The sequence below is a fragment of the Rhodococcus sp. ENV425 genome, assembly GCF_002887785.1.
Classification (GTDB): domain Bacteria; phylum Actinomycetota; class Actinomycetes; order Mycobacteriales; family Mycobacteriaceae; genus Rhodococcus; species Rhodococcus aetherivorans.
Genome location: NZ_PCZU01000007.1, coordinates 1 through 9,841, shown reverse-complemented (window position 1 = coordinate 9,841; position 9,841 = coordinate 1). Strand labels below are relative to the sequence as shown.

Below are 9,841 nucleotides of genomic sequence, written 5' to 3'. Positions count from 1 at the left end.
CTGCCGGTCGCGGCCGCCACGGTGGCCGCGGTCTGGGCGCTACCCGCCGACCCGCGGCTGCTCACCGGTGCGCTGGCGGCGACGGGCGCGGTATGCGCGTGGCGCTGCCGGAGCTGACGTGGCCGGTCTCACTCGGCCCGGACGAGACCGAGGGCGTGCAGGTGCTCGAACACCAGCATCGAACCCGGCGCGACCTCGGGCAGGGCAGCGTACTCGGCGACGGTGAACCAGCCGAGTTCGGCGATCTCCGCCGCCGGGCGCGGTTCCCCGGCCAGCTCGGCCGTGAAGCAGGTCATGTGCAGGCGAGTGCCGACCGGATGGCCGAAGGCCTCGGCCTCGAAGATCCCGACCTCGGCGACGGTGCCGTCGACGAGGCCGACGCCGAGTTCCTCGCGGATCTCCCGGTGCAGGGCCTGCTCGGGGGTCTCGCCGGGATCGATCTTGCCGCCCGCCATGTAGAAGGCGGTCTTGCCGGCGGAACGGGTCTGCAACAGGCGTCCGTCGCGGACGTACGCGAGCGCGGCGGTACGGATCGGTCCGGTCTCGGGCATGGGGGCACTCTACGATGGGAATCGGACATCGGAGCGTCGGCGGCCGATTCGCAACCGTGCGAATGCTGCCGGTAAGCTGACACCGAATCCGATTTGTCCATTTGCAGAGCAGCACGTGCATCGGGATTTCCCGGGTCCGCGCGGCTCGGGCATCGCCCCCTGTGGGTGCTGCACAACACTTGCAAGCCTGTTACACCCCGCCGCCAGGCCCGACCCCGACGGAGTGCCTTTGCTCGCCATACTCATCGCCCACGCGGTCGCCGCTCTCGTTGCGCCGCCTCTGGTCAGAGTCATGGGGAGAAATGCGTTCCTACCGCTGGCGTTCGTGCCACTGGCGAGCCTCGGCTGGGTGATCGGCAACTGGGGCACGGAACGCACGCTGCACATCGCGTGGGCGCCGGGCCTGTCGATGAACATCGACATGCGCTTCGACTCCCTCGCGGCGATCATGTCGGCGCTGGTGCTGGGCATCGGCGCGCTCATCCTGCTCTACTGCGCCCGGTACTTCACCGACGACGAGCCCCGCCTGGGGATCTTCGCCGCCGAGACGGTCGCCTTCGCCGGCGCCATGTTCGGCCTGGTGACCAGCGACAACATGCTGGTCCTCTACACGTTCTGGGAACTGACCACCGTGCTGTCGTTCCTGCTGGTCGGCCACTACGCGGAGCGGGCGTCGAGCCGCCGCGCCGCCACCCAGGCCCTGCTCGTCACCACCGCGGGTGGCCTCGCGATGCTCGTCGGCATCATCGTGCTCGGGCAGCTGGTGGGCAGCTACAACCTCTCCGACGTGATCGCGGCCGCCCCGAGCGGCTGGCTGGCCGGGGTGGGCGTCGCCCTGGTGCTGGTCGGCGCCCTGTCGAAGTCCGCGGTGGTGCCGCTGCACTTCTGGCTGCCCGGCGCGATGGCAGCCCCGACCCCCGTCTCCGCGTACCTGCACGCCGCCGCGATGGTGAAGGCGGGCATCTATCTGGTGGCGCGGCTGGCTCCGGCATTCGCCGATGCGGCGCCGTGGCGGCCCATCGTCGTCACCCTCGGCCTGGCGTCGATGCTGCTCGCCGGCTGGCGCGCGTTCCGGGCCTTCGACCTGAAGCTGATCCTGGCGTTCGGCACCGTCAGCCAGCTCGGTTTCCTCATCGCCCTGGTGGGGATCGGCAGCCGGGAGGCGGCGCTGGCCGGCATGGCCATGGTCGTGGCCCATGCGATGTTCAAGGCCTGCCTGTTCATGGTGGTCGGCATCGTCGACCACGGCGCCGGCACCCGCGACATCCGCAAGCTCGCGCACCTCGGGAAGCGGGCGCCGTTCCTCGCGGCCGTCGCGGCCGTCGCCGCGATGAGCATGGGCGGCCTGCCCGTGTTCATCGGGTTCGTCGGCAAGGAGGCCGCCCTCGAGGCCGTGCAGGTGACGACCCTGCTGAGCCCGTGGGCCCGGATCGCGGTACTCACCGCGATCGTCGCCGGGTCGATCCTCACCCTGGCGTACAGCATCCGGTTCGTGTGGGGCGCCTTCGGACGCAAACAGCTCAAGCGCCCGAGTCCGGCCGTGCAGAACTTCCACGCCGCCGGCCCGCTGCTGCTGTTCTCCCCGACCGTCCTGGCCTTCGGCGGGTTGGCCGCCGGACTCGCGGCGCCGTGGCTCGACACGCTGCTGTCCCCCTACGCGGACACGCTGCCCAGCACCCTGGACAAGCCCTACCACCTCGCGCTGTGGCACGGCGTCGGCCTCCCCCTCGTGCTGACCGCCGTCGTCGTGGCCGGTGGCACCGCGCTGTACTTCGCCCACCGCGCGATCTCCCGCGTGAAGTTCGAGCGTCAGCTGTTCGGCAACGCCGACCGCATGTACGACGCGACGCTGCGCTTCATGGACACCGTGTCGATACGGCTGACCGGTTCCACCCAGCGGGGCTCGCTGCCGCTGACCCAGGGCATCATCCTGGTCACCCTGGTGGTGCTGCCCACCACGCTGCTGCTGGTGTTCGGCCCCGAGCGGGACATGGCGGTGCGGTGGTGGGACTCGTCCGTCCAGTTCGCGGCGGCGGCCATCATCATGTGCGGCGCCCTGGCCGCGACGGTGATGCGCAACCGCCTCGCCGGCGTGCTGCTCGTGGGCCTGACCGGCTACGGGTGCGGATTCCTGTTCGCCCTGCAGGGCGCCCCGGACCTCGCGCTCACGCAGTTCCTCGTCGAAACGCTGACCCTCGTCATCTTCGTGCTGGTGCTGCGCAAGCTCCCCGCCGAGTCCCGTCCCGAACACGTGGTGGGCCGGAAGCTGCCGCGTGCCCTGCTCGGCATCGCCGTCGGCGTCGCGGTCACGACGATCGGGGTGTTCGCCACGAACGCCCGCACCGCCGACCCGATCGCGCTGCTGCTGCCGGAGGCGGCCTACGAACTCGGCAACGGCAAGAACGTGGTCAACGTGCTGCTCGTCGACATCCGGGCGTGGGACACCCTCGGGGAGATCTCCGTGCTGCTCGTCGCGGCGACGGGTGTGGCGAGCCTGGTGTTCCGCACCCGCCGCTTCGGTTCGGCGCCGCGCGTCTCGGACGCCCCCGCGGCGCAGCTCGACGCGATGTCGTCGAGCACCGAGACGACGTGGCTGCGCGGCGGGGACCTCATCGACCCGCGACACCGCTCGCTGGTCCTCGAGGTCACGACCCGCCTGGTGTTCCCGACGATGATGGTGCTGTCGGTCTACTTCTTCTTCGCCGGGCACAACGCGCCCGGCGGCGGCTTCGCCGGCGGCCTGATCGCGGGGCTTGCGCTGGTGCTGAGATATCTGGCCGGTGGCCGTTACGAGCTCGGCGAGGCGGTGCCCATCGACGCGGGCAAGATCCTCGGCCTGGGTCTGACGTTCTCGGCGGGCACCGCCCTGGTCTCCCTGTTCCTCGGTGCGCCGCCGCTGTCGTCGGCGACCGTCGAGATGACTCTGCCGCTGCTCGGCGACATCAAGCTCGTCACCGCACTGTTCTTCGACCTGGGGGTGTATCTGATCGTCGTCGGCCTGGTACTCGACGTGCTCCGCAGTCTCGGCGCGCGTCTCGATGCGGAGATCGTGGGTGAGAAGCGATGAGCGCGAATCTGACCATGCTCGCTCTGGTCGGGGTGCTGGTCGCCTCCGGGGTGTACCTGCTGCTCGAGCGCAGCATCATCAAGATGCTGCTGGGGTTGCTGCTGATCGGCAACGGCATCAACCTGCTGATCCTCACCCTCGCCGGGCCGGCCGGCGGCCCGCCCGTGGTCGGTGCCCGCAACGACCTGCACGAGAACATGGCCGACCCGCTGGCACAGGCGATGATCCTCACGGCGATCGTCATCACCATGGGCGTGGCCGGCTTCGTGCTGGCGCTCACGTACCGGTCGTTCACGCTCAGTGCCCGCGACGAGGTCGAGAACGACCCCGAGGACACCAAGGTGTCGCAGCGGCGCTCGCCCGCCGAGGCCCCCGACCGCGACCGTTCGGACGATCCGCTCACCGGCCTGCCGAGCCGCAGCGGCGACGCGTTCGACGCGGCCGGCAACCCGATCCCCCTGGAGGAACTCGTCAACCTGGAGGACCTCGAATCCTACGAGGACCTGCACGACGGCGACTTCGACGACGAGACGGATTCGGCCTACAGCGACGGTGAGACGGCCCGCGGGGACGACGCACCGTCCCGGGGAGGAAGGACCCGATGATCCTGTCCGCGACGGCGCTGACCCCGCTGCCCGTCCTCATCCCGATGCTGGCGGCGGCCGCGACGCTGATCCTCGGGCGCCGGCCCCGCGCTCAGCGGGCCGTGACCCTCGTTGCGCTCGTCGCCGTGCTGGTGGTCTCGGGCCTGCTGCTGTACCTCGCCGACCGGGACGGCATCGCGGTCGTGCAGGTCGGCGGATGGGACTCCCCCATCGGGATCTCCCTGGTGGTCGACCGGCTCGCGGCGCTGATGCTGGTGGTGTCGGCGATCGTGCTGCTCGCCGTCATGCTGTACGCGGTCGGACAGGGCATCCACGACGGCAACGACCAGCAGCCCGTGTCGATCTTCCTGCCGACGTACCTGGCACTGACCGCGGGCGTGTGCAACGCATTCCTCGCCGGCGACCTGTTCAACCTCTTCGTCGGGTTCGAGGTGCTGCTCGCGGCGTCGTTCGTGCTGCTCACCCTGGGGGCGAGCGCGGACCGGGTCCGCGCCGGCGTCTCCTACGTGATGGTCTCGATGGTCTCGTCGCTGATCTTCCTGGCCGGCATGGGATTCGCGTACGCCGCCACCGGCACCCTGAACCTGGCGCAGATGGCGGTGCGGATGGACGACGTGCCGGAGGGCACCCGCGCCGCGATCTTCGGCGTGCTCCTCGTCGCGTTCGGCATCAAGGCGGCGGTGTTCCCGCTGTCGACGTGGCTGCCGGACTCGTACCCCACCGCCCCGGCGCCGGTCACCGCCGTGTTCGCCGGCCTGCTCACGAAGGTCGGCGTCTATGCCATCATCCGGGCGCACACGCTGCTGTTCCCGGGCGGCGAGCTCGACAACGTGCTCCTGGTGGCCGGCCTGCTGACGATGGTGATCGGCATCCTCGGCGCCATCGCCCAGAACGACATCAAGCGCCTGCTGTCGTTCACCCTCGTCAGCCACATCGGCTACATGGTGTTCGGGATCGCCCTCTCGACGCAGGCGGGGTTGTCCGGCGCCGTGTACTACGTCGCCCATCACATCCTGGTCCAGACGACGCTGTTCCTCGTGGTCGGCCTGATCGAGCGGCAGGCCGGCTCGGCGTCGCTGCGGCGGCTCGGCGGACTCGCCCTCGCCAGCCCGGTCCTCGCGATCGCGTTCCTCGTCCCGGCGCTGAACCTCGGGGGCATCCCCCCGTTCTCCGGGTTCATCGGGAAGGTGGCCCTGCTGCAGGCCGGCGCCGCCGACGGATCCGTCCTGGCGTGGGTGCTGGTTGCGGGCGGCACCGTCACGAGCCTCCTCACCCTGTACGTCGTCGCCCGGGTGTGGACCAAGGCCTTCTGGCGCGCCCGCGCCGACGCCCCCGAGGGCGGCCTCGCCGACGCCGCCCCGTCCGCGCTGATCGACGAATCCGGGATGGAGGTCGCCTTCTCGGACCGGGCCGACGTCGGGCGCATGCCCCCGGCAATGCTGGTTCCGACGATCGGTCTCGTCGTCGTCGGCCTGGCCCTGACCGTGTTCGCCGGCCCGCTCGTCGACATCAGCGACCGTGCCGCCGAGAACCTGCGGGATCGGTCCGTCTACATCGAAGCCGTGCTGGGAGGTCAGCCGTGACGAGCCGGTCGAATCTGCTCCGCCTGTTCGTCCTGGGCTGGATGACGCTGGTGTGGGTGCTGTTGTGGGGCACCTTCAGCGCCGCGAACCTGCTCGGCGGGATCGCCGTCGCGGTGATCGTCACAGTGATGCTGCCGCTGCCGCGGGTGCCCGTCGAGGGCCGCCTGCACGTGCTGTCCGCCGTGCGCCTGGCCGCCGTGATCTTCGTGGATACGATGAAGTCCACGGTCTCGGTCGGGTGGCTCGCGATCCGGCCGGCGCCGCCGCCGGTGACCGGTGTGCTGCGGTGCCGGCTCACCATCAAGTCCGACCTGGTGCTCACCCTGTGGGCGGACATCATGAACAACATCCCCGGCACGATGGTCCTCGAGATCGACCAGGCCCGCCGGATCGTCCACGTCCACGTCCTGGACGTGGGCACCGACCGGAAGGTCGCGGACTTCTACCGCTCCGCGCGGCGCATCGAACGCCTGCTGATCTCGACGTTCGAACGCAACAACGAATGGCAGCCCAGCCCCTGGGTCGTCCGGGAGGAGGCGTGATGACGGTGATACTGGCGCTCTCGGGCGCTCTGCTGGTGGTCGCGGCCGCGCTCATCACCTACCGGGTGCTGGCCGGCCCCACCTCGCTGGACCGGCTGATCGCCCTCGACGCACTGCTGGCCATCGCGATGTGCGGGCTCGCCGCGTGGGCGGTGCACAGCCGGGATACGACGATCGTGCCGGCCGTCGTCGCTCTGGCCCTCGTCGGATTCATCGGCTCGGTGTCGGTGGCACGATTCCGGGTGCGTGACGACCAGTGACCACCGTGCTGGAACTCGTCGGCCACGTCCTCATCCTGATCGGCTCGGTCATCTCCCTCACCGCAGCGGTCGGCATCGTGCGCTTCCGCGACACCCTCTCGCGCATGCATCCGGCAACGAAACCGCAGGTGGTCGGCCTGCTGTTCGTGCTCGGCGGCGCGATGCTCATCCTGCGGGGCAACGTCGACATCTGGATGCTGGCGCTGGCGGGCATGTTCATGGTGCTGACCGCTCCCGTCATCGCCCACCGGGTGGGCCGGCTCGCCTACCGGGAGCAGCTCGGCCGCGACGGTCTGCTCAGCGGCGACGAGCAGTCGCCGGACGGGAGCTGACCGCATCCGGCCGGCGATCGCCGTCGGCCGCATGGAACGTGACGTGGAAGGCCACCGCCACCACCACCAGCGAACCGAGCAGGAGGGGCCCGGCGAGCGGGGCGTGCTCCGCCATGAGACCCGGCACGTACCGGTAGGCCGCCAGCTGCGCGGCCAGCACCGCCGTGCCGCCCGCGACGAGGCGGATGCGGAACCAGCCCCAGCCGCGGTCCGGGTCGCGCAGCGCGGCCTCGAGCGTCAGGCACAGCACCGCGCCGGAGACGAGGTCCACGCCGTAGTGGTAACCGAAGCCCAGCGTGGCGGCGAGGGTGCAGCCGAGCCACCCGGTGCCGAGCAGCCGCAGCCAACCGGGGCCGCCCCGGGTGTGCAGGAACAGCGCCAGCGCCCACGCGGTGTGCAGGCTCGGCATGCAGTTGCGCGGGGTGACCGCGTCGAACGGGATCGGCTGCGGGTCGGGATTCCACGGCACCGCAGCCGGCCAGAAGGTCCCCACCTGCCAGCCCGCGCCGTGGTCGCCGAACGCGAAGATCGGGCCCACCACCGGGAACAGCATGTAGACCAGCGGCCCCACCAGGCCGATGAGCAGGAAGGTGCGCACCAGGTGGTGTGCGGGCCAGGGGCGGCCGCCGCCGACGTTGCGGAGCTGGTACACGGCGACGACGATCGCCGCGACGGGCAGCTCGATGTACACCCAGTGCAGCACCGCGTACACGCCGGGCCCGAGCCATTCGAGAGCCCGGCCCGCCAGCCACGACGGATTGCCCAGGGCGTGGTCGGCGAGCTGGACGTACTCGTCGAGCACGTCCGGCCGGGTCCGTGCGGTCAGTTCGAGCCACGTGTCGCCGATCTTGACCGAGAGCACCAGCAGCACTCCGAGCGCGATGCCGCGCAGCGCACCGCGGCGCGGGCCGCCCTGCAACGCGACCGCGGCGTATCCGGCCAGCAGCACGAGCACGATCGTCGGCCCGTTCCCCACCGTCAGGGGCCCGCCGGTGAGGTACCGCTCGGCCGCGAACGCCCCGTCGAGCAGCACCGCGGCACCGACGGCCACGTACCGCAGGCGCGCGGTCAGGCCCACCATCGCCAGCGCGAGACCGGCCCACGGCACGGACGCCGACTTCGGGATCGCGACGACGTCGCCGACGAGTCCGGGGAGCGGCCCGGGGAACCCGCTGTACCGCGCGACCGCCTCGGCCACGAGGACACCGAGGATCGCGCCGGTCAGAGCGAGGGGAACGAACAGTTGCGGCACATGCGCCGGCTGCGCCTTCGGGCGCTCCACCCCTCGGATCGACACCGGTACATGGTAAACAGCGTGTGAACTGTGCGGGAACGGGGCCGATCGTTCAGGCGCGCAGTTCCTCCACCAGCGAGTCCACCACCGCGACGAGGTCGCCGCCGGTCTGCTCCGCGATCCGGCGCTGCCGCTGGTAGGAGGCTCCCCGCACGGGGATCTGCGCCACCTGGGCGAGTTCGTCCGCACAGCCGAGCCGCGCCGCCGTGGGAGTGAGCTGCTCGAGCAGGTCGTTCAGGTCGTCGGTGACGAGGCGCTCGTGGCACACCGGGTCGAGGATCACCTCGGCCTCGAGGCCGTAGCGGGCGGCGCGCCACTTGTTCTCCTTGACGTGCCACGGCTGCAGGGTGGGCAGCTGCTCGCCCCGCTCGAGCCGCTCGTCGTAGTACACGACGAGCGAGTGCACGAGGGCGACGAGGGCGGCCAGCTCGGCCTTGTTGGTGATGCCGTCGAAGACCCGGACCTCGATGGTGCCCCACCGCGGCGACGGGCGGATGTCCCAGTGCATGCCGCCCGGCTTCGTGATGACCCCGGACTTGAGCTGGTCCTCGATGAAGCTCTCGTACTGGGCCCAGCTCTCGAAGTGGTACGGCAGTCCGGCCGTCGGCAGCTGCTGGAACATCAGGGCACGGTTGCTCGCGTAGCCGGTGTCCACGCCCGCCCAGATCGGTGAGGAGGCCGACAGCGCCAGCATGTGCGGGTACTTCACCAGCAACGCGTTGAGGATCGGGATGACCTTCTCCGCGGACGAGACACCGACGTGGACGTGCACGCCCCAGATGAGCATCTGCCGGCCCCACCAGCGGGTGCGCTCGATCATCTCGTCGTAGTCCGGGGACCGGGTGACGACCTGGTCGGTCCACTGCCCGAACGGATGGGTGCCGGCGCAGATCAGATCCACCCCCGCGGGATCGGCGGCGGTGCGCAGCAGGTCGAGGGATTCGGCCAGGTCGCCGACGGCCTCGGCGACGGTGTCGTGCACGTCGGTGACGAGTTCGACGGTGTTGCGGAGGAACTCCTTGGTGAGCCGCGGGGTCTGCCCGGCGCGCTGCTCGACCGCGTCGAAGACGACTGCGGCGGTGTTCGACAGGTCGCGCGTCTTCTTGTCCACCAGCGCGATCTCCCACTCGACGCCGAGAGTCGGGCGGGGTGAACCGGGAAACGGTACAGGCACGAATCGATCCAACCACAGGGCCCCGGCGACCGTCGCCGGTCGCCGGGGCCCTGCAAGTAGAGTTTCGGGAGGTGGCCGTCAGGAGACGACGCCGCAGGCGAGACGCTCGCCGCCGGCGGTTTCCTGGTGGACGACGACGGACGTGCCGTCCCCGCCCTGCAGGTCGTCGAGGGTGAACGCCTCGGTGGTGACGGTCAGCGATCCGGAGCCGCCCTCGCGCACCACGACCGCACCGAGGTCACCGCTCTCGGGGATGCTGGTGTTGCCGCCGGCCTGCAGGTGCCCGCCCGCGGACAGGAAGTTGCCGGGCTCGCCGCCGGTCGGGGCGGTGGAGTTGGTCTCGCACTTGCCGACCTCGTGGACATGGACGCCGCGGTAGCCGACCGGCATGCCCTCGAGCTCGACGGTCGCCTCGACGCCTCCGTCGACCTCG

At 70.8% G+C, this 9,841-nt stretch carries 10 protein-coding genes; 6 read left to right on the top strand and 4 right to left on the bottom strand.

Annotated features, from left to right (window positions below):
• Nucleotides 1-128: 128 nt before the first annotated feature.
• Entirely contained in the window at nt 129-551 is a 423-nt protein-coding gene (locus CQZ88_RS00235) for an NUDIX domain-containing protein (protein WP_006932425.1), read from the bottom strand.
• 229 nt (nt 552-780) lie between these two features.
• On the opposite strand from CQZ88_RS00235, the gene CQZ88_RS00230 reads away from it, so the two are divergent.
• Genes CQZ88_RS00230 through mnhG form a run of 6 tightly spaced genes read left to right on the top strand, consistent with a single transcriptional unit; the run spans nt 781 to nt 6,940 of the window.
• Complete coding sequence (locus CQZ88_RS00230; RefSeq protein WP_102799059.1) at nt 781-3,618, top strand: Na+/H+ antiporter subunit A; 2,838 nt, start codon at nt 781-783, stop codon at nt 3,616-3,618.
• On the top strand, nt 3,615-4,223 hold the full coding sequence (locus CQZ88_RS00225) for a Na(+)/H(+) antiporter subunit C (RefSeq protein WP_006932433.1): 609 nt from the start codon (nt 3,615-3,617) through the stop codon (nt 4,221-4,223). The genes CQZ88_RS00230 and CQZ88_RS00225 overlap by 4 nt, the downstream gene beginning before the upstream one ends.
• On the top strand, nt 4,220-5,806 hold the full coding sequence (locus CQZ88_RS00220) for a Na+/H+ antiporter subunit D (RefSeq protein ID WP_006932434.1): 1,587 nt from the start codon (nt 4,220-4,222) through the stop codon (nt 5,804-5,806). The genes CQZ88_RS00225 and CQZ88_RS00220 overlap by 4 nt, the downstream gene beginning before the upstream one ends.
• A gap of 41 nt (nt 5,807-5,847) precedes the next feature.
• Entirely contained in the window at nt 5,848-6,348 is a 501-nt protein-coding gene (locus CQZ88_RS00215; protein ID WP_044475672.1) for a Na+/H+ antiporter subunit E, read from the top strand.
• Nucleotides 6,348-6,608 (top strand): monovalent cation/H+ antiporter complex subunit F, encoded by a 261-nt coding sequence (locus CQZ88_RS00210; protein ID WP_006932436.1) that lies wholly within the window; start codon nt 6,348-6,350, stop codon nt 6,606-6,608. Before CQZ88_RS00215 ends, CQZ88_RS00210 begins: the two co-directional genes overlap by 1 nt.
• On the top strand, nt 6,605-6,940 hold the full coding sequence (gene mnhG, locus CQZ88_RS00205; RefSeq protein WP_006932437.1) for a monovalent cation/H(+) antiporter subunit G: 336 nt from the start codon (nt 6,605-6,607) through the stop codon (nt 6,938-6,940). The genes CQZ88_RS00210 and mnhG overlap by 4 nt, the downstream gene beginning before the upstream one ends.
• On the opposite strand, the gene CQZ88_RS00200 is transcribed toward mnhG, so the two are convergent.
• The 3 genes from CQZ88_RS00200 to CQZ88_RS00190 all read right to left on the bottom strand — a co-directional run.
• Nucleotides 6,906-8,222 carry a phosphatase PAP2 family protein gene (locus tag CQZ88_RS00200; RefSeq protein WP_102799058.1) on the bottom strand — a complete coding sequence of 439 codons (1,317 nt, stop codon included), beginning with the start codon at nt 8,220-8,222 and terminating at the stop codon, nt 6,906-6,908. The two genes, mnhG and CQZ88_RS00200, sit on opposite strands and share 35 nt — an antisense overlap.
• Before the next feature lie 64 nt (nt 8,223-8,286).
• The gene (locus tag CQZ88_RS00195) at nt 8,287-9,408 is read right to left on the bottom strand and encodes a glutamate--cysteine ligase (RefSeq protein WP_102799057.1); all 1,122 of its coding nucleotides are present in this window, start codon (nt 9,406-9,408) and stop codon (nt 8,287-8,289) included.
• A 78-nt stretch (nt 9,409-9,486) separates the two neighbouring features.
• The coding region (locus tag CQZ88_RS00190; protein WP_180986906.1) for a superoxide dismutase family protein at nt 9,487-9,841 on the bottom strand (355 nt) is incomplete at its 5' end.

Excerpts from the sequence above, each read along its gene's own strand:
- CQZ88_RS00210 (WP_006932436.1), top strand. The coding sequence starts at position 6,348 with ATGACGGTGATACTGGCGCTCTCGGGCGCTCTGCTGGTGGTCGCGGCC.
- CQZ88_RS00225 (WP_006932433.1), top strand. The coding sequence starts at position 3,615 with ATGAGCGCGAATCTGACCATGCTCGCTCTGGTCGGGGTGCTGGTCGCC.
- CQZ88_RS00215 (WP_044475672.1), top strand. The coding sequence starts at position 5,848 with ATGACGCTGGTGTGGGTGCTGTTGTGGGGCACCTTCAGCGCCGCGAAC.
- CQZ88_RS00220 (WP_006932434.1), top strand. The coding sequence starts at position 4,220 with ATGATCCTGTCCGCGACGGCGCTGACCCCGCTGCCCGTCCTCATCCCG.
- CQZ88_RS00235 (WP_006932425.1), bottom strand. The coding sequence starts at position 551 with ATGCCCGAGACCGGACCGATCCGTACCGCCGCGCTCGCGTACGTCCGC.